Here is a 25,926-nt window from a genome sequence, read left to right as displayed (position 1 = left end):
TGTCGCCGAAGTGGGGATCGCAGGAGGCGACGGTCACCGATGCGCCGGCCTTGGACAGCGCCCGGACACTTTCCAGCCCGAGCCCGGCCGAAGCCGGGCATGCAAGCCTTCCCCGCCCGCAACGCACTCATCGTGCGTGCTCAGCGCCACTCGATGAAGGCGGCGGTGTCGCCGAGCGTGGAGAACTTCCCGGTCCGTTCGACCTTCTGAGGTGTGGATCCCGGCTTGGTATCGCAGAGGTAGTAATCCAGCGCGGCCCCCTTCTGGGAGAGGAACGCGAACCTCCCGCCGTCCGGGGAGATCACCATGGCGCTGTTGCGGTGGTCGTTGCTGGGGAGTATGGGCGGCCCGGGCTTCGCCCCAGGGGCGATGTCGAGCGCGGCGTACCTGCCGTTCTCACCGCACAGCACCGTGTCGTCGTCGAGCCAGCCGTAATCACAGGCGAGGTATCTGCCCTTCTCCACGAGGTCCGGGCCCACCCCTTGGGCCTGCGCCGGGACGTCCAACACGTAACCTTCGGCCAGCAGGCGTCTGCCGTCCGGCGAGAGGAAGGCGCTGTTGGCCATCACCGCCTGGCTCGGCGTACTCCCCACCATGACGAGGTTCTGGGCCGTGCTCACCTCGAACCGGTCGACCGGCTTGTGGTCCCCGGCGAGCGCGCGGCTCGCGATCCGGTCCTTGGTCGAGGTCCCGGGCTCGTCGGTCACCTCGTACGTGAACCAGACCGCGCTCCCGTCCCGGGCGAAGGCCGCGTTGTGCTCGTGCGGGGTGTTACCGAAGTCCTGATTCCCTGTCAGATCAGTAAATTTGCCCGTACGGTCGACATAACCGACATGAGTGGCTCCGGTCCTCGGGTCCTCGGTGACCACGGCCATCTTCGTGAAGTCCTGGTCGAAGAGCGATCGGACGACTGTCACATCCCCGGCGTCAGTGGGCAGCTCACCAGGCTCGCACAGCCGCCTCACAGCGGTGTTGGGCTCGGATGAGTCGTGCTCGGCAACCGCCGTGTCCGGAAGCCGGAACTCGGCGTGAGCCAGGTGTTCCCAGCTTTGCGGGTGCCAGCCGTCGAGGTTGACGACGCTGCCGTTCTCTCGCGAGCAGACAGCCGTGATGATCATGTTCCGCTGGGTGAAGTCCGTACTGATCGCGGGCTCCGAAGCTCGCCGACCGGCGGCTTCGCCCGCCCCGCCCTCCTCGGCGGCCGAGGAACAGCCGGCGAGGCTCGCCGCCAGGACCAGCGAGAGAAGGGACGCTGTCGCCCTCGGCCTGTCCACCACTCGTCTCTCCCCCATCTGACGTCGACTGGCGATCCCTAGGGTGCGCCGGGGGTGTTGAGAACGTGTTGAGCCCGCGTTGAGCGGGCGAGGAGCGTCAGTGCTCAGACGCCGCATGCCGCTCCGGGGGCGCGCAGAAGACCCTGAACAATCCCCAACGGCCCGACCGCCGGCGATGGAAGGCCGTTCGCCATGACGTGGATCCGGTCGCAGAAGGAGGCGGCAGGCGGCCAAGGCCATCGCCCATACGGACGTGTTCTTCCCCGTTGACAAGGGCGAGGTGAAGGACGAGCTGGTACGGCTCCGGCAGGACCTGATCGCCGAATACGGCCGCCCGCCGTACCGGATCGCCGAGGCTTGCCGCGGCCATCGTCGGCGCCGGCCAGGGCGCCTGCCGACCGGCCTTCCGGGCGCTCACCGCCGAGGTCGTCGAGAGCGAGCGCCCTAAGGCGGGAGTTGGTCGTGCGGGCTCGCCGGGAGGGGCCGGCGTGGCGGGTCGTCGCCGTCGGGATGACGATGGCCGGGCTGCGCCGTCAGTGGCTGCCGGTCGCCGCACTCGCCAAGACCTCAGTCGGCGTCGGCCGGCCGCAGACCGGTGAACAACATGCCGGGGCGGCGAAGTTCGAACGCGGCGACGAAGCCACCAAGGTCGAACAGCAGGTCTACCGAAGCGCACGCGAACGTCTCCGCGGCGGCTCGAGCCGACCGATCCGTACCGCGCAGCCGCCGGGCACGCGCGCCGGCCACGAGACCCAGGGCCATCGGCGCCGCAAGCAGGCTGCGACCCCCGGTGCGCGGAACGAGCACAATTCCAACCGCTGCGGCCGCCGTCGCCAGCGTGAAGGCGTTCAACACGGGGCGCCTGTGGCTCGGGTGGATCGTGCACAGCCATTGTTCGGAGCGCCCGTAGGTGAAGAGTCGCCGGCACGCCGTGGCGAGGGAGTCCGTGCTGGCGTGGTCGTGGATGACCACCGTCTCCGGGTCACACACGGTCGTGTAGCCGGCATCGGACATCTTGATGCCGAGGTCGACGTCCTCGCCACCGACAATCGTGAGACTTTCCGACGGAAAGCCACCGACCTCTTCGAAAGCCTTCCGGCGCACCGCCAGGTTGGTCGTCGTCGCCCAGGTGACCGTCGCCCGCCGCCGAGGACGTTCCAGGTCGTCGTTGAGCAACTTGGACCAGCGCATGAAGCGGTACGTCGGCGCCTCACTGTGCTCCACGAAGGTCGGACCCGCGACACCACCTACGGAGGGGTCCGCGCCGCGCAGCGTCTTCACGTGGCGTTCAAGAATCTCCGGGGGAACCCTGCAGTCGGAATCCGTGAACAGAATGAGGTCGTATCGGGCCTGCGCGACGCCTAGGTTGCGTTTCGCGCCGACGTGGCGGGGACCGGTCACGTACCTCGCGCCGAACTCCCGGCAGTTGAGCTGGTGACTCGCGGCATCGGCCGGTTCGGAGTCGTCGACGACGAGCACCTCCGCGGGCTCGGGACTACGATCCATGGCCGCGCGCAGCGAGGCCAGCTGCGCACGCATCTGCGGTACCCGGCCCTTGACGGGGACGACGACCGAGATCCCGCGTTCATGTTCTACTGTGGACACACATCCTCCTGAAGTCGACGTTTCTCGGACGGCCGGCGTGGGCTGCGATGCCCGACCCCCATGTGGTGCAGGACGTTGCGGGTCAATGCCTGGATGCCGGGATCGGCCGCGAGCGCTCCCGGGTAGTTGGTGGCTCCGGCGTTGAAGACGATTCCGCCAGCTGGGCGTTCCCACAGGATCAGGTCGGCTCCGTAACCGGCCTGCACGCCCCAATGGGCGACGAAGCGTGGGCCATGGTCGGCGTGCCCGAGAATGGTGAGCCCTCCGGGATCGAGGGCCGGTTTGCCCAGTGCCTGCGGCAGCCCGTCCATCTCGTAGCCACTGACCGCCGGCCCGTCGTGCGACCGGGTGCCGATGAACGCACCGTCCTCCAGCGGAACCTCCTCCGGTTCCTGCATGAGGAAGTGGCCGGGCGCACAGATGGTGAAGGGTGCGTAGGCCGTCTCGTCGCCGCTGTCGATCCACCCGAGCGTCTCCAGCCCGAGCAGTTCGCTCGGCGGCCGGCCCAGGTGGGACCATTGGCCGCCGGGGTGACCGTCGGTATGCCAGCGTTCCGCCCACCGTTCGGGTGGCAGCCAGGCATCGTCCAGGCCATCGCCCAGGGAGGTCTTGCGGGTCTCGAGGACCCTCGTCCGCGGGTCGTAACTGACCCGCCAGAAGGCCGTGTTGCCGCTGAGACAGAGCACTTTTCCGCCGCCGCGCAAGTAGGTTTCGACACCGTCGCGCATGCGGTCGGTCCAGTATTCGTTATGGCCGACGATCATCAGAGCCGCGAACCGGTCGAGCAGGGCCGGCTCGGCGTCGAGTTCGGCGTCGGTGATGCATTCGTAGGCGTACCCCTGCTCGGCGAGCCAGGCCTCGGTCTGGCGCTCCGGCCGCACCAGGTGCTGGTGCAGCGTTGCGTCGCGCAAATGCGTCCGGTGCCGGAACGGCTGGACGCGCGGAAGCGGCATGCGCATCCCAAGGTTGAAGAACAACCGTCCGCCTGCGTTCCGGGTGTACGCCGAGGACATGAGCCCCGGGACATGGACGCCGTCGGTGGCTCGGCGGGCGTAGGCGGTCCACGTGAACGTCGCGAAGAGCAGGGCTACCGACCGGGGGCGTCGCGGCGTCGGCCGCACCACGACGAACGGCAGCTCCACCGGATCGTCGGCACCGGCCAAGGTCACCCGGACGTAGTAGGTACCACTGTCCGCATCGTCCGGGACGACGAGTTCGGCTGCCGCGGGCCACTCGCAGTCGACCAGGTCGTCGGAGGAGAACCGGATACAGCCGCCACGCCGGGGATCGGCGTCCGGGTCGTAGCCGGCCCGGCCTGCGGCGGGAGAGGAAGGCGGACCGGGGAGATTGAGGACCGGTGCGTTGACCAGGACGCCGGTGAGGCCGTTCCCGCCGACGTCCTGGATGTGCGTGCCCCTCCTTTCGCGGAGCGGCCAATGGGCGACCAGCGACTCCCGCCCCACTTCGACGAGGGGAGCCGCCGCGCGATTCTTCGTCAGCGCCACGACTTCGTCAGCGTTCAGAGGCCGGGAGAACAGCGCCACATCGCTCACGTCACCATCGAGGAGGTGATCCGCCACGCCGCTCTCGCCCGAGGCGCCGATCCGCAGGGGCTGACCGGTGGCTCCGCTCTGCCGTGCCGGACGGGCGGCGCGGCCTTCGCCGGCGACCGTACCGTCCACCCACAGGCGGACCCGGTCGTCGTCGATCGTCGCGGTGAGGTGGACCCACTCGTCCAGCCGTCGCCGCAGACTCACCTCGGCGAAACACCAGAAGACGCGGTCATGACGAGCCCCGTCACCCGCGTAACAGCGGGGCCTGCCGTCGGCGTCGACCCCCAAGGCCCAGCCGCACCGGTCCGGGTAGTCCATCTGGCTGATGATCGCGGCCCAGCTGGATGTCTCCGTTGTGGCGGGCAGAGCGCCGAGCCGGACCCACGCGGAGATCGTGGCCGGCCGGTCGATGCCGGGATCGTCCATCCACGCGTACGACCCGGGATAGACGTCGTGCCGGGCGGCGCCGGGCGAGGCGAGCGAGGCCAGCCACCGCACGTCCGCGCGGTCGCCGTCGTCGTCCGGCTCCGGCTGTACCAGTGCCTTGTGGCCGAGCTTACCCACAGCGATCTCGTATGCCGCCGGCGCGTTCAGATGGATACGCAAGACCTGTCCCGGTCGTACGCCGAGCGGATCGACGTATCCGGCCAGACCCGCGACCCGAACGGGGCGTTGAGCCGGCCGCTCCACCACGGACGCCGCGGCGGCACGGAGGTTCCACGCGTTTCCCGTCGCGGCGGACGGGTGTGTGCCTGCTGCCATGGCTCTTCCTCTTGATTCGGATAACGGCGCGGCCGGCGTCACCGTCGGGACCGCGAACTGAGCACTGCCGCGTCACCGATGTCCCGCAGTACCTGGGCGATCGCCACGGCGAGGTCAAGTTCGTCCGGGTCCTTGCCGCCCGGAGCTCCCCGGACCAGGGCGACGAACTGCCGGACCTGCCGGTCCAGCGGCAACTCATCGGACACCTCGACCGGTACGCCGTCAACTCGCAGCCGATGGCCGGCGAAGTCGTCGTACACGAGAGAACCTCCGTCGGCGGTGGTGACCGACAGCCGATGTGTCTTCTCCTCTGCCGTGTTGGAAAGTTCGAGGCGCACCGCGGTGGCGCCCGCACGAAGGTCAGCGGTCCATTCCTCACCGCCCGGCCCGCGGACCCGGCATTCCGCGTGCTGGACCGTCATCGGGACGGCACGCACGAGATCGAGCACCATGGCGAGGTCGTGGGGGCCGTAGTCCCACAGCGCGTTGCAGTCGGCCCGGATCGGGCCGATTCCGCCGGCGACACAACGGATCTCTTTGATGGCACGACCGCGGATGAGTCGGCGGAGCTCCTGATAGGCCGGGGCACGCAGGTGCTGATGACCGACGAGCATGGGTGCGCCGCTGCGCCGGGCGTGGGAGCACAGACGTAACGTGCCGAGCAGGTCGGCCGTCAACGGCTTCTCCACCAGGACCGGGATTCCCCGGTTCAGGATGCCGGTCACAACGGGCTCATGGGTCGATGCCGGCGAGGCCACGATGATGCCGTCCACTCGAGCCGATGCCACCAGTGCCGCCGGAGTCGGCCACCGCACCGGGCCGGGTGGTCCTGGTCCGCCGCGGCCCGCCGTGTCAGAGACCATCACTTCCGATTCCGGCCACAGTCGGCCGATGGTGGCGAGGTAGCGCGATCCCCACCGTCCGGTGCCGATCAAGCCGATCCGGAGCTGCTCGGCAGCGTTCACCGGTAGGTGTCCTGCGCCCAGCCGAAGAATCTGCGCAGTCCGTCGGTGAATTCGACGTATGGCTCATATCCCAGATGCTGATAGGCCTTGGTCAGGTCGGGGCAGCGCCGCATCGGCTCGCTGGCCGGGTATGAGTGCGGGTAGTCGACGATCTGGTACCGCAGGCCGGACATCGGGATCTGCTCGCGCACCGCGGCGACCAGATCGACCATCGAAATTTCCGGCGTCGCCGAGCCGACGTTGTACGCCTCGCCCGAGCGGCCGTGCAGCAGCGCCAGAAGCACGCCTCTGATGGCGTCGGTGACATAACAAAAGGTGCGTGTCTGGCGGCCGGTGCCGTAGATGTTGACCACCCGACCGGCCACCAGGCATTCGGCGATGTTCGGCATGACCCGATAGTCGGTGCGCTGCAAACCAGGTCCGTAGATGTTGAACGGCCGCACGATGACGGCCTCCACGCCATAGTTCTCGTGGAAGACTCGCAGCAGCGTTTCCCCGAAACGCTTGGATTCGTCGTAGCAGCTTCGCGGGCCGAGGCAGGAGACGTTGCCGTTGTAGTCCTCGCCGGTCGGGACGTGCTGCGCGTCCGGGTCGCCGTAGATTTCGGAGGACGACATGAAAAGCAGTTTCGCCCCGTGAACCTGCGCCAGCTCCAACATCGAACGGAGCCCTCGGCTGGAGACGTCCATGGTCTCCAACGGGAACTTGCGGTAGTAGTGGGGACTCGCGATGCCGGCCGCGTGGACGATGTAGTCGACGCCGCCGGACAACTCGAAGGGTTCAGACACATCATGCTCGACGAAGGTGATGTACGGGTCATCCTGCATCTCGTCCGGCCTTTTGCCGGAGGTCAGGCAGTTGTCCAGAGCTGTCACCCGGCAGGGTCCCGCGAGGGTCGTGGAGTTCAGGTGGCGGAAGAACGCGACGAGGTAGCGGCCCAGGAAACCGTTCGCCCCGGTGATCAGCACCCGACGTCCGGTGAACAGATGCACGTTGTCACCCAGTGCCGAAACAAGTTCCCGGATGTCGTCCTCAAGTAAGTATGCCATCGGTTGCCACTCCTGTGCTCGTCAGCCGGTGAGTGCACGGACCTGGGGGTTGATCCAATTGCCCGCCCAGTCGCTGTGGCGGGCCACAATCGAGTCGTAGAAGTTCCACGCGAACACGACGCACCAGAATCCCTTGCCGGACACCGCCGCCAAGTGGTCGGAACCGACGACGGGAATGTGGGTGCCGGGGGTGTACAACCCGCGCTTGAGAGGACTGTCGTCGACGACGAACTCGACGTCGTCGCGGTCCAGTTCGAGGGCGTACATCATCGTGGTGAGTTTCGCTGGAGCTCCGTACCCGCAGAAGCGAGCTCCTTCGCTACGCAGGGCGGCCAGGTGCGCACGGAGTTCGGAGGCGCGCGCGGCGATTTGTTTCCGGAGGACGGAGTAGGTCTCGGGGCGGAAAAGCCCTGCCGAGATCTCCAACTCCACCAGTTCCGCGACCCGGGCACTTACGGGTCGTGGCTCGGCTGAAACGTACACCCTGATCGATCCGCCGTGAGCGCGAACCCGCTGTACATCGAACAGGGTCATACCCAGGCGGGCGAAGAATCCGATGAGAGGACGAACAGCATGGTAGGAGAGGTGCTCGTGGTAGATGGTGTCGAACAATCCCTGCTCCACGACGTCGAGAAGGTATGACACCTCGAAAATGAAGACGCCGTGCGGTGCGAGCAGATCACCGACGCTCAGAGCCGTGTGCTCCAGATCCGCGATATGGGCGAAGACGTTGTTCGCCGTCACGAGTTGAGCCGGACCGAGCTCGGCACGCAGCGCCTGAGCAACCGGCCGGTCGAAGTAAGCGTTGGTCGTGGGGATGCCGCGGGCGACCGCGGCGGCGGCGATCCTGCCGGCCGGTTCCACGCCATGGACCCGGGTCATGCCATTCTCGAGAAATCGGGCCAGAAGCGTGCCGTCGTTGGAGCCGATGTCGACGACGAGTGAGTCCGGGCCCAATCCTGCCGTCTCTGCCGCCTGGCGGGCGTATTCGGCGAAGTGGGCCACGAAGACAGGTGAGGTCCCGGAGACGTAGACGTAGTCGTCGAACAGCCGCGTCGGGTCGACGACCGCCTCGAGTTGCAGGTGCCCGCAGTCGGCGGCGGCACAGAGTTGCAGGTCGAGCGGGAAGACGTCCTGCCGGGCGGGCCGCTTGAGGAATTCGTTGGCACAGGGTGTAGGCGGCAGGGACAAGGCGATGTCGTCGGCGGTGTCGCTCCCGCACAGGGCGCAGACCCGGCGATGGGCGATCACACTCATGAAAGCGGGCCCCCGGCGGGCGAGGACCGCCGATCGGGACCGTTGATCTTGTAGGTGAACGTACCTGCTGTTTCCGACCACACCACCGAGAAGAGCGGGTCGACCCGCACCACATCACTCTCGTGGGACACGTGGTCCCGCAGATTGCGCGCGAAAGTCATGAAGGTCGTCGGTACCGGGAAGTACATGACATGCTCGACCATCGGCGGCGTGAAGAACAACTGTCCGGCGTGGAACTCGGACACCTCTGGCAGCGCGGTGCTGCCGGACGGCCGCCACCCGTACACCACGGTGCCGGAGGCGACGAACGAATAATGCCAGTCCGTCTTGTGGTAATGGTTGGCCCGCAGGGAACCGGCGTTGCTCTCGATCCAGGCCGCCGAGGTGAACCTTTTGAGAAGGACGTTCAGAATCCTTCCCGAAGAATTGACGAAGGGCTCGTCGAGCGGAACCAACGGCGTATCAGGGTATTTCCCGTCGTCGACGAGCCCGGTGTACTCGGCATGCGTGAAGCCTGATGTCGGTCGACCCATTGCATCTCCTTCTTGCGTGACAACCTCACCCGACGAAACGCCCCGACCTGGCGAGACACCTGAACCGCCATGCCCTCTCAGGACTCCGCCAGCTTCCTCAGTCTCAGCTCGGTCTCGGCCCGCAGGGACAGCGCCTCGTCCGGGCTCTCGGCCACACAGACCACGTATATCCGGCCGCGGAAAGGCCCTTCGGCGACGGCCGCCGCGTTGAGCGTGGCGAAGTTGTTGACCAGCACACCCGAGGTCCCGCCGCCGTCGAAGAGCACATCCCCCAGGGCGTCGGCGATCTCGCCGAAGCCGTGGGCCCGGGACGGTCTCAGCTCGATCGTCGCCGCGATCCCATGCCGGCCCTCGGGGATGAACCGCTCGGCGATACGGTTCTGGTAGGTCGACATGTTGAAACGGGCGTTGATCTCCAGGCAGGGGTACAGGGTGCCGTCGGGGCCGAGCAGGGCGTCCACACCGACCAGTCCGGCATACCCGTCGGCGTGCAGTTGCCGGCCGATCAGCCCCGCGGCTCGGTGGAGTTCGGCCGTCGTCACCGCGGGCAGGTCCACCGGGAAGCGGTGGCCCTGGTGCACCCCGTTCCGCAGCACCGCAGCCTTCACCGTCAGGAACCGGACGTCACCCGCTCTGCTCACGATGAACTGGTAGTTGAGGTCCTCCGCGCGCTCGATCCAGGACTCGACCACGAGGTCGGCCCGGCTCTGCTCGCCGCGCCGGCCGAGCCGGCGCACCAGTCGTGCCGCCGCCCGCTCGTCCGGGACCAGGACCATGCCGCGACCGGATACCCCGTACGACTCCTTCACCACCGCCCGGCCGGCACCGGCGAGTTGCCGCGCGAGGGCGCCGGACAGCTCGCCGACGGTCTCGCAGACCTCGCCCGGCACGACGGTCAGTCCGGCGGCATCGGCCAGGCGGCGGCTGTAGACCTTGCCGTTGACCGCCTTGCAGACCTCCGCGCCCGGGCCGGCCAAGGGCAGTCCGGTGCGCACCGCCAGGCGCTCCTCGGCGGGCGAGACCCCAAGCGGCATCAGATAGGTGTTCCCGTCCGCGAGACCCCGGAGCGTCTCGATCAGCTGCGGGGACGCCAGCGCGTCCTCGGTGACGGTACGCGCAGGCTCGCTGCTCTCCGCCCACACCACCTGCCCGGCGGCCGCGCCGACCCTGGACAGATAGGCGGCGTACTCCTGGTCCATGGGTGCCTTGAGGACGACCGTGTCCTCCGCCGCGGCGAGCAGGACCCCCATCTCCTCCATCCGGTTGACCGTGACACCGGCGAAGGCGATGCCGGCCCCTGGCAGCTTGGGTTCACCGACGGACCAGCTGCGCTCCACCTCGAAGTTGTTCAGATAGACGAAACGCGCTTCGGAGCGGCCGACCAGGTCTCGCTTGAGCCGTCCAGCGAAATCCATCCTGTCCCTCTTTCGGTCCTGGCCAGCGGCGCGCGCGGAGCATGGGCAACGATGCCGCTGGGCGCCCTGGCCCGCCAAGGCGCGGATGGGCGCCCAGGAGGCTGGACCAACGGCCATACCGCAAAGTGGGGCTGCCCGCCGGACCGGACTTGACCAAGACTCGAAACCGGCCGCCCGGCTGTGTACCGGTCTCCCGGCTGCGCACCGGTCTCCCCGGCTGCGCACCGGTCTCCCGGCTGTGCACCGGTCTAGGCACCACCGGTACCGAGGCGAAGCAGGGAGGTAGTCGTGGACGTCGGCATGACCATCGGTGGTCGGGTCACCCGCGGGGCGGCGACGCTGCCTGTCGAGAACCCGGCCTGGGCGAAGGAGTTCGCGCGCGCGCCGGCCGCCTCGGCGCAGGACGTCGATCGTGCGGTGGACGCAGCCGTCGCCGCCTTCCCCGGCTGGTCGGCCCTGTCGTTCGCCGAGCGGGCCCAGCTACTGCGGGACTGCCGCACGCTGCTGCACCGGCACGTCGACGAGCTCGCCCGGCTGCTGACGCTCGAACAGGGCAAGCCGCTCGCCGACGCGCGCGGCGAGGCCACTCTGGCCGCCGACTGGTTCGGGCACACCGCCGCTCTCGCGCTGCCCAGCGAGGACCTGGTCAACGAGCCCGGAGCCCTGGTGTCCATGGAGCACGTCCCTTACGGGGCGGTCGCGGCGGTGGCGCCGTCGAATTTTCCGCTGATCCTGGCGGTCACCAAGGTCGCTCCGGCTCTGCTGGCCGGCAACACCGTCGTCCTGAAGCCCTCCGAGGTCACGCCGCTGGCCAGCCTGCGGATGACGGAGCTGCTCGGCGAGGTGCTCCCCGCCGGGGTCTGCAACTCGCTCTGCGGCGGTCCTGCCACCGGGGCGGCACTGACCGAACATCCGGAGATCGGCCTGGTCTCGTTCACCGGGTCGGTGCCGGCCGGCCGGGCGATCGCACGCTCCGCCGCGGACAACTTCAAGCGCGTCGTCCTTGAGCTCGGTGGCAATGACGCCTGCCTCGTCCTGCCGGGCGCCGACGTCACCGCGATCGCGCCCCGCATCTTCGCCGCCGCCATGGTGAACAACGGCCAATTCTGCGCCGCGATCAAACGGATCTACGTTCCCGCGCCCGATGCCGATCAGCTCACCTCGGCCCTGGCCGATCTGGCGGCCGCCGCCCGGCTGGGCGACGGGCTGCTGACGGGCACCGAGTACGGCCCGCTGGTCAGCCGGGCCCAGCTCGATCGGGCGACGGCCCTGGTCGCGGAGGCCCGTGCCGCCGGTGCGCGGGTCTTCCCAGGCTCCCGGACACCGGACCTGCCCGGCCACTTCCTTACGCCGACGGTGGTGACCGGTCTGCCCCGCGGCACCCGGCTGGAAGCGGAGGAGCAGTTCGCCCCCGTTCTGCCGGTGTTCGCCTACGACACGGTGGAGGAGGCCGTGGGCCGGGCCAACGGCACCGAGTTCGGCCTCGGCGGCTCCGTCTGGGGCGACGAGGAGCACGCCGTGTCGGTGGCCACCGGGCTCGACTGCGGGACGGTCTGGATCAACACCCATGGAGCACTGCGGGCCGAGGCGCCGTTCGGCGGTTACCGGTCCTCCGGCATGGGCACGGAGTACGGCTACTGGGGGCTCCTCGAATACGCCCGCATCAAGGTCCGCAATATCGCTCGGCCGTAGTGTGCCGTCCACCTGAACGTTCTGCCGGCAACAGCCCTTCTCATCGGTATACGTGCTCACGGAAGGAATCGGGACGGCCCGTGTTCGAGCGTAGTGTCGTTGTGGGTGACGAACCCATTCCCTATTTTTACGGTTTCGGCTGTGCGGATGATCTCGTCAACGCACTCGCCGCCGAGTTCAAGAACGCTGACGCGGGCCTGCTGATAGCCGACCGGGCGGTGGCGAAGTTCGCCGAGGACATCGTCGACCGGCTTGCCGAGTACATGACCATGCACGTGTACTTCCTCGACGCCGAGGAGCGCAACAAGACGCTCGGTGCCGTGCAGTCCGTGATCGATTTCGCGGTCGACCGGCGACTCACGCGGGAATCCTTCTTCCTCGCGATGGGTGGTGGACTGACCGGGAACATCGCCGGCCTCGCCGCCTCCCTCATCTACCGGGGAGTGCGCTTCGCCCACCTGCCCACGACATCCGTGGCCGCCTTCGACTCGGTGCTGTCGCTCAAGCAAGCGGTCAACCTGCCCCGGGGAAAGAACCTCTGTGGCTGCTATGCACGCCCGACCGCCATCGCCTGCGATCTCGAATGGCTGACGACGGGACCACGGAGCGGCTTGGTCAACGGGCTGGCCGAAATGGTGAAGAACGTCCTGATCGCCACTCCTGAGCACGAGACCTTGCTGCTGCGCTCCCTCGGCCGGCTCGGCGAAGAAGCCGCGCCGGACGCGCTGTTGAGCCTCATGCGCATCGGGATCGACACCAAGGAGCCGCTGCTGCGCGCCGATCCGAAGGAACGTAAGGAAGCACTCATCTTCGAGTACGGGCATACGGCGGGCCACACCGTCGAGTTCGTCTCCAACGGAGTCATCCGCCACGGCGAAGCGGTGGCCTGGGGGATGCTCGTCGCGGCGGAGGTCAGCAGGTCGCTCGGGTACATGGACGAGGCCGAGGTGGCCCATCACCGCGAGATCGTGTCCCACCTGGGGTTGCCGGACCCCCGCTCGCGGCTGGGCGGCTTGGACTTCGCGCGACTGCGCCAGGTGCTCGCGGCGGACAACAAGCGGGGCTATGTGCAGTGTGCCCCCGACGAGGTGCCGATGGTGCTGCTGAAGGGCGTCGCCGAACCGGTCCTGGCCGCCAGCGGTCATCCCCTGGTGGCTGTTCCCCTGGACACCGTGATGACAGCCCTGAGCACGGTGGCCGCACCCTGATCCGTTCGGGATCCGACCGGAGGAAACACGATGCAGGAAGAATCTGTGCGCTCCGACACGGAGTTGCTTCCACTCGCTCCGAGCCAGGAAGCGATCTGGGAATTCATCCACTACTTCTCGCCCGACGATCCAGGTGCCGAGCGGTTCAACGTCTGCGACTTCAGGTTGCTGGAGGGGCAGGTCCACCTGGAGGCGTTGTACGACGCCATCGACGATGTCGCGGGGCGACACGATGCTCTCCGGATCGAGTTCGCCGAACTGGGCCGGGACCCGCTTCTGCGGATCCGGCACGATGTGCGGCCGGTGGTGTCGTTCGTCGACCTCTCGGATCTCTCGGAGGAGAAGCAGCTGGGACCGGTCGCGCGGTTGATACGGGAATCGTCCGCGCAGGTCTTCGATTTCCGCAAGGCGCCACTGTGGTCCGTCCACCTCGTGCGCCTCGCGCCGGAACGGCACCTTGTCGTGGCCGGCTTCTCTCACCTCGTCTGCGACGGACGGTCCCTCAGCGTCTTCTTCAGCGACCTGATGAGGCTTTACAGCATCCGGCGAGGCGACCTTTCCCAGACGGATCAGACAGGCCCGGCCGCTCCGGGAGTCTCCACGGCAGTCGCGTTCCGCGAGTTGGCGGAGCTGCAACGCATCGCGCAGGATTCCACCACAGGAGACCGCCGGACGGCGGACCTGGGTCTGGCTCGCCCCGGAATTCTGTTTCCCACCAGGGCACAGCGCGGCGAACGTTCCGGCGCCGACATGGTCGCGGAGGCCTCGTATGCCTTTTCCTTCGAGGACGGCATCTCCACCGGGGTACGGCGCCTGGCCTGGCGGTTGAGAACCACCCCGTTCGTCGTGCTTCTCGCCGCCTATCAGGTCTGTCTGCGGCTGCGCACGGGCCTCGACGGCCTGCGCATCGGCACCGTCACCCTGGCCAGGGGAAAGACGGACGGGGCCGCCCAGTCCATGGGGCAGTTCACCACCAATGTGTACCTCCTGTCCGCGGCGCGGGCGGACGTTCCCCTGCGTGACGTCGTGACGGAAACCCATGAGCGCCTCAAGCGCGAGACCACCAGAGGGTGGTCCTTCAAACGCATCGCGCGCGCCGTCCACCCGGATTTCGAGAAGGAGCGGCCCTGGCCGTTCCTCCACCTCTTCGACTCCTGGTTCCAGGCGGACCCACCGAGGTTCCAGGAGGACGACCGGGTCGGCGATCTCTCCATCAGCCGTCCGGACATGTTCTGCCCCACTGGCGTCCCTGTGAACGGTCCTCTCATGCCCCCGGCCGGCGACCTGGAGCTGTGGATGAAGCGTGGGGCGCCCTCCATCTCGGTGAACCGCGCACGCACCGGCGGTACGGTCACCTACAACCCCTGCTTCTTCGAGGCGGACGTGGCTGCCGGTCTCGCCCGGGACTATCGCCAGACCGTGGGACACATCGTGGAGCGCCCGGACCTGCCCGTCGGCCGAATACAGCTCCACCAGAACTGACCCGGCACGACACCGACCTCGCACCGGACGATGCGCACGGCCCGCCGGATCACTGGTACGCGATCAGGACCTTCGCCACCGCGTCGGCGATGTCGGCCATGTCGCGCTCGTCCCCCAGAAAGCTGCTGTGATGGGCGAGCACGGTGTGCGCGACCAGGTGCTCGGCGTGCGGATAGCTCCGGGTACGGTGCTCGGCGACGAAGCGCCCGGCGAGGTGCGCGAGGCTCGGCTTCGTCCACGGCCGCAGCAGCGTGCTGCGATTGAGGGGCGCCCGCGGAGGATAGAAACGCGTGTGCAGCTCGGCGGTGAGCGCGTCGGCGATCTGCTGCGCCGTCACCCCGTCCGGCAGCGGATCGAAGATCAGCGGTACCTCGTAGAGGGAGAGCCGGGTCTGTTCCTCGCGGTGGTTCAGCAGCCGCACACCGGGCACGTCCGCGAGCAGCTTCCCGAGCAGGAGGTAATTGGCGTTGCGTATCGCGTGCTGCTCGTCGAGGATGCCGAGCTGGGCGCACAGGACCGCCGCGCCGAACTCACTGAGACAGAAGTTGGCTCCCATCAGGGTCGCGCTCTCCACGAGGTCGAGGCCCATGGCCGTCGACTGACCGTCGGCGTACCGCCGGGAGTCCGCGCGCAGTTCCTCAAGGAGCGCGGCCAGCGCGTCGTCATCGGTGACCACGGCGCCACCCTCGCCCGCGGTGAGCACTTTCGAGTGCTGCATGCTGAAGCAGCCGATCCGGCCCAGCGATCCGGCCTGCTTCCCGAGCCACTGGGCGCCGTGCGCCTGGGCCGCATCCTCGATGACGGCGATGCCCAGGGGATCGGTGATCTCGCGAATCCCCGGGATGTCCGCCATGGCGCAGGCCCAGTGAACAGCGATCAGGGCGCCCGTATCCGCTTCCGGTGCGATGTTGTCCGGGCCGACACAGCCCGTCTCGGGGTCGACGTCGACCAGTATCGGCACGAGGCCGGCGCGGAAGACCGCGCTGGCGCTCGCGACCCAGGTGAGCGCCGGTACGAGGACCGTGGACCCGTAGGGCAGCCGGAGAGTTTCCAGTGCGGTGACCAGGGCGCTGGAGCCATGGTCCACCGGTACGCAGTGGCGCGTGCCCACGTACTCGGCGAACCTGCGGCCGAAAGCACGTTCGTAGGGTTCGCTGCCCGTGGCCGGTCCGCTGATCGCCCAGCGGCCGCCGGCGAGCACGGAGGCCAACAGATCCGGGGCGTTCTCGGCGGGCTGCGGCCATCTGGGCCACGGTCGGTTCGGTGGACGGACGGGGGAACTCCCCGCGATCGCCAGCGTGTCCGGCGCCGGACGGGCGGGCGCAGGGTGTACTTCGTCTGGCATCATGTTCTCCATTCCCGTCGCCCGCCGACGCATGGCGGCTCACCTCCGTCAGTGTGCGAACACCATGGCCGAATAGGTGCCGCCGAGGCCGGCGGCGGCCATGACGTACCGATCGCCGTGATTCAGGCGTCCACCGTCACGAGCGTCCAGATAGTTCAAGAAGGCGTCCGCGCAGAAGCTGTGTCCCATGGTCGGCACGTTGTCGAGGAAGACTCGGTCGAGCGGTATGCCGAGGAGCGCGCAGACCTTTTTCCAGGTGAACCGGTTGACATTGTGCGGCAATATCAAGGCGATGTCGTCCAACGTCAGTTTCGCCGAATCGACCGCATCCAGAATGATCTGCGCCAGTGCGGGAACGTAGTCACCGCGTCGTCCGTAGATCTTGGTGGCGGACCCGATCAGACTGTCGTGGTCGGCGGAGGACGCGATCAGTGCCGCCGCCGTGCCCTCGCTGTTGATGGTGATGTCCGACAGGAGCTGAACCGTCGGCGAGAACGCCTTCTCGCCCGTGAGGACCAGCGCGAGCGCCCGGGGATCCGGGTCGGCGGCCAGCAGCCGTCCGGCGAGTGACACGGCGAGCAGGCCGGTCGCGCAGGAATGCTGCGTCACCGTGAATGCCGTCGTGTGTTCCAGGGACAGCGACCGCACGACCTCCTGCACATGCATCGACGGGTACGGGGAGGCGAACTCGATCGCACGCCCCAGGACGACATAGTGAATGTCCTTCTCCCGCTCGCGGAGCTGGGTCAGACCCGACGCCGACGCCAGCATGAGGTCCGTTGCGGTGGAGCCGGTTTCGTAGGGAAACCACTTGAGCCCGAACAGGCGTTCGTAGAGGCGTACGCGCGACGGCGTCAGGCCCAGTCGGGCCCCCAGCTCCTCGATTCCGATCCGCTGCCGGGGAACATGTCTCGACACCTCGACGATGGCGGTCAGGACGACCCCCTCACGGTGGCCGGGGCATGCTCGGGATCCGCATCGGTCGTCACCTGTTGTCCCTCCGCTCCTGCCGCCGGCGTGCCGGGCTACCGGGCCCGATTTTTCAGCCGCCTGGGCGCTGTTGGGAATCTGGCATTCACCCCTGGCCCTTCGGGCAGGTCCGTGGAGCGCCCGCCCAAGCCTTGCCCCCGAGGGGGAGCAGACCGAGCATGACCGTAGTCGCGGCCCCCGCCGGGCGGCACGAGTCCACCGACCTGAGAGCCTATGAACATCCAGGGAATCGAATACACGGAGCTGGTCGAACGCTTCGGCACGCCGCTCTACGTCTACGACGGCGATGTCCTGCTGCGCACCCTTTCCGCCCTGTCCGGGGCGCTGCACCCCGCCCTTGAAGCCTTCTTCTCGCTCAAGTCGAACCCGAACATCAGCGTGTTCGCCACACTCCTCGAGGGCGGCGCGCGGGCCGAGGTGTCGTCGCTGGTCGAACTGCGCACCGCGCTCCTGGCCGGCGCCGAAGCGCGAGACATCATCTTCCTCGGCCCCGGCAAGAGCGACGACGAGCTGGCCGCCTGCCTGGAGGCCGGCGTCTACGCCATCGTCGCCGAGTCCTTCGACGAAGTGGACCGGATCGACCGGCTCGCCGGCGAGCGCGGAGTCCGTCAGCGCGTCCTGCTGCGGATCAATCCGGCCTTCACGGTCCGCGGGTCGCGCCTGACCATGGGCGGGCGGCCGCTGCAGTTCGGGATCGACGAAGCGCTGGTGCTCGCGGCCGGAGACCTGTCGTCGCGCTGGCGGAACGCCGAACCGGCGGGCATCCACGTGTACATGGGCACCCGGATCCTCGATCCCGACATCATCGGGAGGAATACCCGCTACATCCTGGATCTGGCGGACCGGGTGGCGGCCGCCACCGGGATCCCGCTGGAGGCCGTGGACATCGGCGGCGGACTGGGCGTCGCCTACTTCGACGGCGAGGAGGACCTCGACGAGAAGCGGGTGGCCGAGTGCGTCAACCCCCTGATCGAGGAGTTCGCGCGCACCCACCCCGGTACACGCCTGCTGATGGAATCGGGGCGCTTCCTGACCGCGCGCGCCGGTGTCTACGTGGTGTCGGTGCGTTATGTGAAGGAGTCCATGGGCAAATGGTTCGCCGTCGCGGACGGCGGCAGCAACCATCACATGGCCGCGGTGGGCATCGGCTCGTACACCAAGCGGAACTTCCCGGTGGCCCTGCTCAACCGTCCGCACGACGACGGCGCGCCTCGGCCCTGGACCATCACCGGTCCGCTCTGCACGCCTAACGACACCCTGCTCAAGGGTGCCGTCCTGCCGCCGCTCCGGGAAGGTGACCTGCTGGGCATCGCCAGATCCGGCGCCTACGGCCCTTCGGCCTCGCCTGGCCGGTTCCTGAGCCACGGCTTCCCCGCGGAGGTACTCGTCCGGGACGGCGCGGCTCATCTCGTGCGCAGCCGCGATCTGCCGGATGACCTGTTGCGCCAGCAGCACCTGTACGCCCGGACCCCGGCACCGACGAGCACGAGAGATGAGGGCTGATGAACCGCGAGCAGACCGTCGAGCACATCCGCGTCGCACTCTCCGTCGTCCTCGACCGGGAGATCCCCGAACTCGACGCGGACGCCCGCCTCGTGGAGGACCTCGGTCTGGATTCCACCAACGTCGTCGAGCTGATGATGGCCCTGGAGGACAGCATCGGCCTGGAAGTCGACCTGGACGAACTGGAACCGGAGGTCTTCAGCACCGTCGCCACCCTGGCCGACTTCGTGGGAGCCGAGGCTCTGGGTGCGGTGTCCTGAAGGCGCCCTGGGAGGGATCTGGTGTGCGGACAGGTGTCGATCTGCTGGCCATCCATCGATTCGTGCCCATAGCGCGGCGCGCCCGCTACTGCTCCCTGCTCTTCACCGAGGGCGAGCTCGCCCAGACCGTGGGGCTTCGGCCGGAGCGCCGGGTGGAGCGCCTCGCAGGGCGTTTCTGCGCCAAGGAGGCGACGTGCAAGGTCCTCGGCCGGGGGTTCGGGCAGGGCATTCACTGGCGGGACATCGAAGTGCTCGGTGACCCCTGGGGAAGACCCGTCGTCACGCTGCACCGAGGCGCCCGGACGATCGCCGATGCGCTGGAGCTGGACGAGGTGGTGGTGACCCTCACCCATCAGGCGGATCTCGTGGTGGCCTTCGCGGTCGCCGAAACGCGGAAATGAACGGAGGGCCATCGGATGGCCGGTAACACGTCGCCCGCCGGCATGAGCAGCGCGGAATTCATCGCGGGCCATCTCGCCGCGAATCAGCCTCTCGTCAGCAGGGGCTGGTGCCGGCAGTGGTGGCCGCAGCCCCCGCCGTGGGACCTGGGCGAGCTGGCCCGGCGCTTCGGGGCCTGCCGCGTTCCGGTCTTCGACTCCCTGTTCGAGATGCAGCGGGTCGTGCGCTTCGAGGAGTACATCTCCGCGATGGCGGACGGCGTGGCCGACGGTGAGCCGGTGCCGTACATGCGTTGGTACGCGAGGCAGCGCAACTTCCAGATGATCTGCGCGGACGACGCGTTCGCGGAACTGAAGGGCGACTGGGCGGCACCTTCCTGGCTGCCGTCGGACGACTACGTGTTCCCGGCCATCAAGGAGAACGCCGATCCGACGAAGGACAGCTTCCCGGCCAAGGGACTCTTCCTCTGCGCGGCCGGCGGGCGGACTCGCCTGCACGTGGACCCATGGGCCAGCGACGCCTGCCTCTGCCAGATCACCGGCGAGAAACGTTTCGTGCTCTACCCCCCGGCAGCGGGGAAGGCGCTGAGCGACGGCGCGGGCGTCGTCGACCTCGACCGGCCGGACACCGCCCGGTTCCCGCTGTGGAACTCCGTCGAACCCGCGCTGGACGTGACACTTCAGCCGGGCGACGCCATCTTCATCCCCGCCGGCTGGTACCACGCGGCCGTCGCCCTGTCCGCCAGCGTCTCCGTGACCTGGAATTTCGTCCACGCGGTGAACGCCGACCGGTTCGCGAAGTATCTGGACTCCGGCGGTTCGGCGGATCCAACCGTCAAGTACTTCCGCAGACAGCATCGTTCAGAGGGGTACGCATGATGCCGGGTCCAGAGTCGGAACGTGTCGAAAGCCCCTTGGACATCGCTGTGGTCGGTGTCGGCGGCTACTACCCCGGCTCGACCGACATGGCCGGCCTGTGGGAGACGCTGCGCACGGGCGCCGATCGCGTGGTCGAGATACCTGAGGAACGATGGGACTGGCGCACCCACCATGACGAGCGCCGCGGGCGCGACCAGAAGAGCTATGGCAAGTGGGGTGCTTTCCTGGACGATGTCGCGGGGTTCGACGCCGCGTTCTTCGACGTCCTGCCGAGCGACGCCGAGATCATGGACCCGCAGGAACGCCTCTTCCTCGAGGTGGTCTGGAGCCTGCTCGAGGAGACCGGCTACCTGGGGACGGCCACCCACGAGAGATCGACCGGGGTGTTCGTCGGCCTCATGTACGAGACGTACGGCCGGATCGCTGCCACGGGCTGGAACACAGGGCGGTTGACCAGCGCCGATTCGACAGCGTGGCGACTGGCCAACATGGTCTCGTACCACTGCGACTTCCAGGGGCCGAGTTACGCGGTCGGCTCCGCCTGCTCCTCCTCGCTCACCGCCGTGCACCTGGCCTGTCAGAGCATCCGCAACGGTGAATGCCGGATGGCCATCGCGGGCGGGGCCAACCTCATCCTGCATCCCGCTCACCTGGCCGGACTGGCCTCCAGGAGCATGCTCTCACCCGAGGGGCGGTGCCGGGCGTTCGACGCCGGGGCCAACGGCTTCGTGCCCGGCGAAGGAGTGGGCGCCGTTCTCCTGAAGTCACTCGCGGACGCCGAGGCCGACAACGACGAGATATGGGGCGTGATCAAGGCGAGTTTCGTCAACTCCGCGGGCCGCCGCTCCGGTTTCACCGTCCCGAACCCCACGGCACAGGCCGATCTCATCACCGAGGCGATACGCCGGGCGGGGATGGCGCCGCAGTCCATCGGCTACATCGAAGCGCACGGCACGGGCACCAAGCTGGGTGACCCCCTCGAAACGGCAGGGCTCAACGCCGCGCTCACTCCTCGCGCCGACGGCACGGCGAACGGCACGGGGAACGGCACAGCGAACGGCACGGACAACGGCACCGCTGGACGCCTGCGATGCGCCGTCGGCTCGGTGAAGGCGAACATCGGGCACCTCGAAGGCGCCGCGGGAATCGCCGGCCTGACCAAACTCCTGCTTCAGCTCCGGCACCGTCAGATCGCCCCCTGCGTCCATCTCGACAAGGTCAACCCGATGATCGACACCGAATCGGGTCGTTTCTACTTCCCCACCCAGCTGACCGAGTGGATCAGCGAGCCGGGCACGCCCCGGCGCGGGGGTGTCAGCTCGTTCGGGTCCGGCGGAGCCGGCGCCCACGTCATCGTCGAGGAGTACCCGGACGAACGCCGCCGCTCCGGAGCGACCGCGGACGCCGACGGCGACGGCGACGGCGAGGAGGACGTGTTTCTGCTCTCGGCCCGGACCCTCCCGCACCTGCGCGTCATCGCCGAGCGCACCGCGGAGCTGCTGGCCCGCGCCGACGCGCCCGGACTACGCGCGCTCACGTACATGGCCGCGCTGCGCCGCAAGGAGATGCCGGTGCGCCTGGCGGTGCTGGCGAGGAGCACTGAGGAGGTGCTGGCCGGGCTGCGTTCCTTCGTGCGCGGCGACGACGTGCCCCGGGTCTGCCACGACACAGCCGTGCCGCACCGTGCCGACGGCGGGAATGCCGAGCCGGTCGTCGCCCGGACCCGCGAGTACCGGGAGCTGGCGCACCTGGCGCGGCTGTGGACGCAGGGCTCGGTCGTCGACTGGAGCCCCCTGTGGCTAGGCCCGCGACCCTTCCCGGTGACGCTGCCGCGCTATCCCTTCGAGAAGAAGCGGTACTGGCTCCCGTTCGCACAGGCCCCGGACCCGGTACCGTCGCCGTCCGTGACGGTGGGATCGGGCGCCGCTCCGTCCGGCCGCGCGCCGACGGAGGAGCCGGCCCCGTCACGGCTCGCGATCGAGCGTGAACTGCGCGGCCTCGCCACCCGCTTCCTCCGGGTCCCGGAGCGGGAGATCGATGTCGACGTGGACCTGGTCACGCTCGGCTTCGACTCGATCTCCCTGGTCCAGCTCGTCGGCGACCTGCTGGACACGTACGAGATCGACCTCGACGAGGCCGTGGACGCCGTCCTGTCCGGCCATCTGTCGCTGGCGGGCCTGGCCGGCCACGTCGAGCGGGCGACGGCCGCCGGACACGTTCCGGCGCCGACGCCGGAGCCGGGTGAACGGTGACGGACCAGGCCATGCGGGCGGTCGCCGCGCTACTGAGCCGGGAGGACGCACGGGCCGCCGAACGCCCTGTGCTCGGTGAGCTGACCGCGGAGGGGACGGCGACGACGTCGGGCGCCGAGCTGCGGGCCGAGGTCATGCGGGTGGCGCGTCACGCGGAGCGCCTGCGGCCGGCCGTGATCGCCGTACTGGACGGCAGCCGCAGCAGCATCGCCGTACTGCTCGGCCTCCTCGCGGCGGCGGTCGACGTCGTCGTGGTCGAGGCGGGCAATTCGCACCTGCGCGACGAGCGGTCGGTGATCTGGTCCGCCGGTGCGCGGACCCTGATCAGACCGGAGTCGTCGGCGGTGCCCGCGCCGACGGGTCCGACGGAGCTGACCTATGACGACCTGCTCGCACCCGGCCCCGCGACGTCGCCGACCCCGCCCGCCGGATCCGGCTCGGCGAGCCCCGGCCTCCTGCTGCTGACCTCCGGTTCGACGTCCGAGCCGCGGCTCGCACGGCAGCCGATGCGGGCCGCGGTCAGGGGAGGCGAGCTGTACCGGAGCATCCATGGGTACGGCCCGGCGGACCGGATCCTGCTGCCCGTCCCTGTAGCGCACTCGTTCGGGCTCATCGGGGGTCTGTTCGCCGGGCTGAGAGCCGGCGCTCAAGTCCTGACCATGCCGAAGTTCTCGGCCGGCCGGCTCGTGCGAGCTCTGGCCGACGGCGCGTCCGTGGTGCTCGGCACGCCGCTGCTGTACTCGATGCTGGTCCGCGCCTGGGGAACCGAGGCGCACGCGCCGGGGCTGCGGCTCCTGCTGTCGTCGGGCGGCCCACTGCCGCAGGAGACGGCGGATGCCGTGCGGCGGCTGTGCGGAGTGCCGGTGTACCAGGTCTACGGAAGCACCGAGACCGGGCTCGTCGCCTGCCAGGACGGCAGCAGGGAGACCTGGCAGCCGAGATCGGTGGGGGTGTTCGCGCCGGGCGTGCAATGGGAGTTGCTGCCGGACACGCCCGGGGACGAATCCGGCGGATCCGGTCATCGGCTCGCGGTCCGAACCTCGACGATGTTCACCGGATACTCCGACGGGGGCCCTGGACCCGGCCCCGGTCTCTACGAAACCGGCGACCTGGTGCGTATCTCGGACACGTCCGAGGTGTTCCTGCTGGGCCGCAAGCAGACCTTCATCAACGTGGGCGGCAAGAAGGTCAACCCGCAGCGGGTCGCGCGCCTTGTCGGCGACCACCCCGACGTGGCCGACGTGCACGTCTTCGGTGTCGAGGAGCGTGGCGAGCAGACGGTCCACGCCGCCGTCGTGGCCGGGCCCCGGGGCGGTGCCGGACTGGCCGGCGAGGTGATCGCACTGTGCCGCGAGCGGCTTGCCGCCCACGAGGTGCCCCACCACGTTCATCTCCTGCGCGCTCTCCCCCGCTCCGCGCTGGGAAAGGTCGACATCTCCGCTCTTCGGGCCGCCGCCGGTGTCAAGGAGGACGAAGCATGAGCCGGGTCCTCACCGTCTTCGCCGGCTACCCGAACAGTGAGACCACCGGTGGCCTGCGGATGGCATGGCGCACCGCCGCCGCGCTCGTCCGACGCGGGCACGAGGTGGCGGTTCTCACCGATTCCGCGCGCCCGCCCGGATCGTCCGACGATCTGCCGGTCCGGTTCAGGACCCGAGAGCAGCTCGGCGCGAGCCCGGACTGGCGGCGTCCCGATGTGGTGCACGTGTACGACCTCGCGTCGGCGGAATACGCCGCCCTCGGATACGAGCTGGCCCGCGAGAGCGGGGCGGAGTTCCTGCTGACACCCGCCTCCGCCCCCGGTACCTGGCCGGATCACCGGCTGGGGCGCCGCTTGTGCGGTGCGGCCCGTGCCGTGTTCACTCTGACCCCGTCGGAGGCGGCGCTCCTGGCCGACTTCGGCGTGCCCACCTCGCGTATCCGCCACATCCCGCAGGCCCCGGATCTGATCGGGGCCGGTGACGGCGCGGCGTTCCTGGACCGGCATTCGGTGACCGGGCCGCTGGTGCTGTTCCTGGGGCGCAGGATTCCGTCAAAGGGGTATCACCTCCTGCTCGAAGCAGCCCCGTTGATCTGGCGAGCACTTCCGGAGACGGTTCTCGCCTTCGGTGGGCCGTCGGGCGGGAGGGCGGACCAAAGCGTCTTCGCCCGCCACCGGGACGAGCGGATCCTCGACCTCGGCCTGCTCGACGAGAGCGGCAAACACGACGCGCTGGCCGCCTGTGACCTGCTCTGCCTGCCCTCCTGCGCGGATGTCTTCCCGCTGGTGTTCGCGGAGGCATGGTCCTGCGGCAAGCCGGTGGTGTCCGGGCGATTCGCCGGGGTGGAGGACGTGGTGCGAGCCGACGTCGACGGGCTGGTGTGCGACCTGACGGCCGGCGATGTCGCGGCCGCGGTCCTGCGGTTGCTGCACAGCGAGGACCTGCGTACGGACCTCGGTGCGGCCGGACTGACCCGGATACGGGACGGAATGAACTGGCCGCACGTGGCAGCCGTGGTCGAGAACGCGTTTCCCGGGGCCCGCGACGGCCGGGCACAGCGAGGCGAACGGTGACCTCCCTCGAAGCCGTCGCGGTCCATCTGCCCCGGCACAGCGAACCGGTCGCCGGACGCTTGCGTGCTTTTGGACACAGCGACCAGGAAATCAGGCACTACCGTCTGTACTACGGGTTCTCCGAGATCCGGGTGGATCACGACCGGAGCATGGCGGAGCACCTCATCGCCGCTGGGCGGGGGTTGACGGAGCTGCGCGGCCAGGAGCACCGGGTGCGCTACGTGCTCCAGGCGAAGACCATGCCGGTGTCCGCACCGTACCCGGTCAACCCGCTGCACGAGGCCCGCGCGGCTCTCGGCCTGACGCACGCGCCGGCGTTCTCCGTCAGCCAGCAGGCCTGCGCCTCCGTACTGGTCTGCGTCGAACTGGCGGGGCGGATGCTCGCGCAGGACGGTGATCCGGACGCTCTCGCCCTGGTCTTCGCCGGGGAGAAGACCTTCACCGACGACGCGCGTGTCCTCGGGGCGACGGCCGTGATGGGCGAGGGCGTGGTGGCGCTCCTGGTCCGGGCGGGCGACACCGGCAGGGACCGGATGCTCGGTTACGCCTCCCGCATCTGCGGCGAGTTCTACCGCGGCTCCCGGATGACGGACGAGGATCACGAGAGATGGGCGGTGCGTTACCCCGACGTGCTCGTCGAGGTCATCACCGCCGCCCTCGACCACGCGGGCCTGACCATCGACGACATCCGCCTCATTCTGCCGCACCACGTCAATCAGCTGTCCTGGCGCAAGGTGATCAAGGGCCTGGGACTCAAGAACCTTGACCGCCTCTACCTGGACAACCTCTCCAAACTCGGGCACTGCTTCGGCGCCGACGCCTTCATCAACTACTGCTCGGCCCGCGCGGACGGCAGGCTCACGCCCGGCGACCGCTACCTGATGACCGCGGTCGGCCTGGGCGCCACATTCTCGGCCATGGTCTTCGAGCACTGAACCGGAAGGAAGGCC

The 25,926-nt window shown here is 68.8% G+C and carries 21 protein-coding genes; 11 read left to right on the top strand and 10 right to left on the bottom strand.

Annotation, left to right across the window (positions count from 1 at the left end; translation table 11 throughout):
• Positions 1-140: 140 nt before the first annotated feature.
• The 8 genes from B0I32_RS03285 to B0I32_RS03245 all read right to left on the bottom strand — a co-directional run bounded on the left by B0I32_RS03285 (position 141) and on the right by B0I32_RS03245 (position 10,413).
• Positions 141-1,277 (bottom strand): hypothetical protein, encoded by a 1,137-nt coding sequence (locus B0I32_RS03285; protein ID WP_106234709.1) that lies wholly within the window; start codon positions 1,275-1,277, stop codon positions 141-143.
• A gap of 564 nt (positions 1,278-1,841) precedes the next feature.
• Positions 1,842-2,879, bottom strand: coding sequence for a glycosyltransferase family 2 protein (locus tag B0I32_RS03275; protein ID WP_181306936.1), 1,038 nt, complete (start codon positions 2,877-2,879; stop codon positions 1,842-1,844).
• Positions 2,867-5,194, bottom strand: coding sequence for a LamG domain-containing protein (locus B0I32_RS03270; RefSeq protein ID WP_106234707.1), 2,328 nt, complete (start codon positions 5,192-5,194; stop codon positions 2,867-2,869). The genes B0I32_RS03275 and B0I32_RS03270 overlap by 13 nt, the downstream gene beginning before the upstream one ends.
• 38 nt (positions 5,195-5,232) lie before the next feature.
• Positions 5,233-6,159: a Gfo/Idh/MocA family protein gene (locus tag B0I32_RS03265; protein ID WP_106234706.1), complete on the bottom strand. Its 927-nt coding sequence runs from the start codon at positions 6,157-6,159 to the stop codon at positions 5,233-5,235.
• Positions 6,156-7,208 carry an NAD-dependent epimerase/dehydratase family protein gene (locus B0I32_RS03260; protein WP_106234704.1) on the bottom strand — a complete coding sequence of 351 codons (1,053 nt, stop codon included), beginning with the start codon at positions 7,206-7,208 and terminating at the stop codon, positions 6,156-6,158. The genes B0I32_RS03265 and B0I32_RS03260 overlap by 4 nt, the downstream gene beginning before the upstream one ends.
• Positions 7,209-7,229: 21 nt before the next feature.
• Entirely contained in the window at positions 7,230-8,465 is a 1,236-nt protein-coding gene (locus B0I32_RS03255) for a class I SAM-dependent methyltransferase (RefSeq protein WP_106234703.1), read from the bottom strand.
• The gene (locus tag B0I32_RS03250; protein ID WP_146178020.1) at positions 8,462-8,998 is read right to left on the bottom strand and encodes a hypothetical protein; all 537 of its coding nucleotides are present in this window, start codon (positions 8,996-8,998) and stop codon (positions 8,462-8,464) included. The genes B0I32_RS03255 and B0I32_RS03250 overlap by 4 nt, the downstream gene beginning before the upstream one ends.
• Positions 8,999-9,075: 77 nt before the next feature.
• Positions 9,076-10,413 (bottom strand): preATP grasp domain-containing protein, encoded by a 1,338-nt coding sequence (locus B0I32_RS03245; protein ID WP_106234700.1) that lies wholly within the window; start codon positions 10,411-10,413, stop codon positions 9,076-9,078.
• A gap of 288 nt (positions 10,414-10,701) precedes the next feature.
• On the opposite strand from B0I32_RS03245, the gene B0I32_RS03240 reads away from it, so the two are divergent.
• The 3 genes from B0I32_RS03240 to B0I32_RS03230 all read left to right on the top strand — a co-directional run bounded on the left by B0I32_RS03240 (position 10,702) and on the right by B0I32_RS03230 (position 14,795).
• Complete coding sequence (locus B0I32_RS03240) at positions 10,702-12,105, top strand: aldehyde dehydrogenase family protein (RefSeq protein WP_245955525.1); 1,404 nt, start codon at positions 10,702-10,704, stop codon at positions 12,103-12,105.
• An 80-nt stretch (positions 12,106-12,185) separates the two neighbouring features.
• Positions 12,186-13,313, top strand: coding sequence for a 3-dehydroquinate synthase family protein (locus B0I32_RS03235; RefSeq protein ID WP_146178019.1), 1,128 nt, complete (start codon positions 12,186-12,188; stop codon positions 13,311-13,313).
• A gap of 30 nt (positions 13,314-13,343) precedes the next feature.
• Positions 13,344-14,795: a condensation domain-containing protein gene (locus B0I32_RS03230; RefSeq protein WP_106234697.1), complete on the top strand. Its 1,452-nt coding sequence runs from the start codon at positions 13,344-13,346 to the stop codon at positions 14,793-14,795.
• 49 nt (positions 14,796-14,844) lie between these two features.
• Here B0I32_RS03230 and B0I32_RS03225 read toward each other — a convergent pair whose 3' ends face one another.
• Both B0I32_RS03225 and B0I32_RS03220 read right to left on the bottom strand, forming a co-directional pair.
• Positions 14,845-15,996: a DegT/DnrJ/EryC1/StrS family aminotransferase gene (locus B0I32_RS03225; protein WP_219911622.1), complete on the bottom strand. Its 1,152-nt coding sequence runs from the start codon at positions 15,994-15,996 to the stop codon at positions 14,845-14,847.
• A 192-nt stretch (positions 15,997-16,188) separates the two neighbouring features.
• Positions 16,189-17,058 carry a 3-oxoacyl-[acyl-carrier-protein] synthase III C-terminal domain-containing protein gene (locus B0I32_RS03220; protein ID WP_219911621.1) on the bottom strand — a complete coding sequence of 290 codons (870 nt, stop codon included), beginning with the start codon at positions 17,056-17,058 and terminating at the stop codon, positions 16,189-16,191.
• Positions 17,059-17,343: 285 nt separating this feature from the next.
• On the opposite strand from B0I32_RS03220, the gene B0I32_RS03215 reads away from it, so the two are divergent.
• From B0I32_RS03215 to B0I32_RS03180, 8 genes are read left to right on the top strand one after another with little or no spacing between them, the layout of a single operon-like run.
• Positions 17,344-18,633, top strand: a complete 1,290-nt coding sequence (locus B0I32_RS03215; protein ID WP_106234695.1) for a type III PLP-dependent enzyme — start codon at positions 17,344-17,346, stop codon at positions 18,631-18,633.
• A complete protein-coding gene (locus tag B0I32_RS03210) occupies positions 18,633-18,893 on the top strand; it encodes an acyl carrier protein (RefSeq protein WP_106234693.1) in 261 nt (86 codons plus the stop codon). The genes B0I32_RS03215 and B0I32_RS03210 overlap by 1 nt, the downstream gene beginning before the upstream one ends.
• Positions 18,894-18,916: 23 nt before the next feature.
• Positions 18,917-19,294 carry a holo-ACP synthase gene (gene acpS, locus B0I32_RS03205; protein WP_106234691.1) on the top strand — a complete coding sequence of 126 codons (378 nt, stop codon included), beginning with the start codon at positions 18,917-18,919 and terminating at the stop codon, positions 19,292-19,294.
• 15 nt (positions 19,295-19,309) lie between these two features.
• Positions 19,310-20,170: a cupin-like domain-containing protein gene (locus B0I32_RS03200; RefSeq protein ID WP_106234690.1), complete on the top strand. Its 861-nt coding sequence runs from the start codon at positions 19,310-19,312 to the stop codon at positions 20,168-20,170.
• A gap of 35 nt (positions 20,171-20,205) precedes the next feature.
• On the top strand, positions 20,206-22,422 hold the full coding sequence (locus tag B0I32_RS03195; RefSeq protein WP_181306934.1) for a beta-ketoacyl synthase N-terminal-like domain-containing protein: 2,217 nt from the start codon (positions 20,206-20,208) through the stop codon (positions 22,420-22,422).
• Positions 22,419-23,903, top strand: a complete 1,485-nt coding sequence (locus B0I32_RS03190; RefSeq protein ID WP_106234686.1) for a class I adenylate-forming enzyme family protein — start codon at positions 22,419-22,421, stop codon at positions 23,901-23,903. The genes B0I32_RS03195 and B0I32_RS03190 overlap by 4 nt, the downstream gene beginning before the upstream one ends.
• Positions 23,900-24,976 (top strand): glycosyltransferase family 4 protein, encoded by a 1,077-nt coding sequence (locus B0I32_RS03185; protein ID WP_106234684.1) that lies wholly within the window; start codon positions 23,900-23,902, stop codon positions 24,974-24,976. The genes B0I32_RS03190 and B0I32_RS03185 overlap by 4 nt, the downstream gene beginning before the upstream one ends.
• Positions 24,973-25,911, top strand: a complete 939-nt coding sequence (locus B0I32_RS03180) for a 3-oxoacyl-[acyl-carrier-protein] synthase III C-terminal domain-containing protein (protein WP_106234683.1) — start codon at positions 24,973-24,975, stop codon at positions 25,909-25,911. The genes B0I32_RS03185 and B0I32_RS03180 overlap by 4 nt, the downstream gene beginning before the upstream one ends.
• Positions 25,912-25,926: the final 15 nt, after the last annotated feature.

Source organism: Nonomuraea fuscirosea, from assembly GCF_003001935.1.
GTDB classification, from domain to species: domain Bacteria; phylum Actinomycetota; class Actinomycetes; order Streptosporangiales; family Streptosporangiaceae; genus Nonomuraea; species Nonomuraea fuscirosea.
The sequence above is the reverse complement of the archived record's forward strand: the minus strand, read 5'-3'. Positions and strand labels throughout refer to the sequence as shown.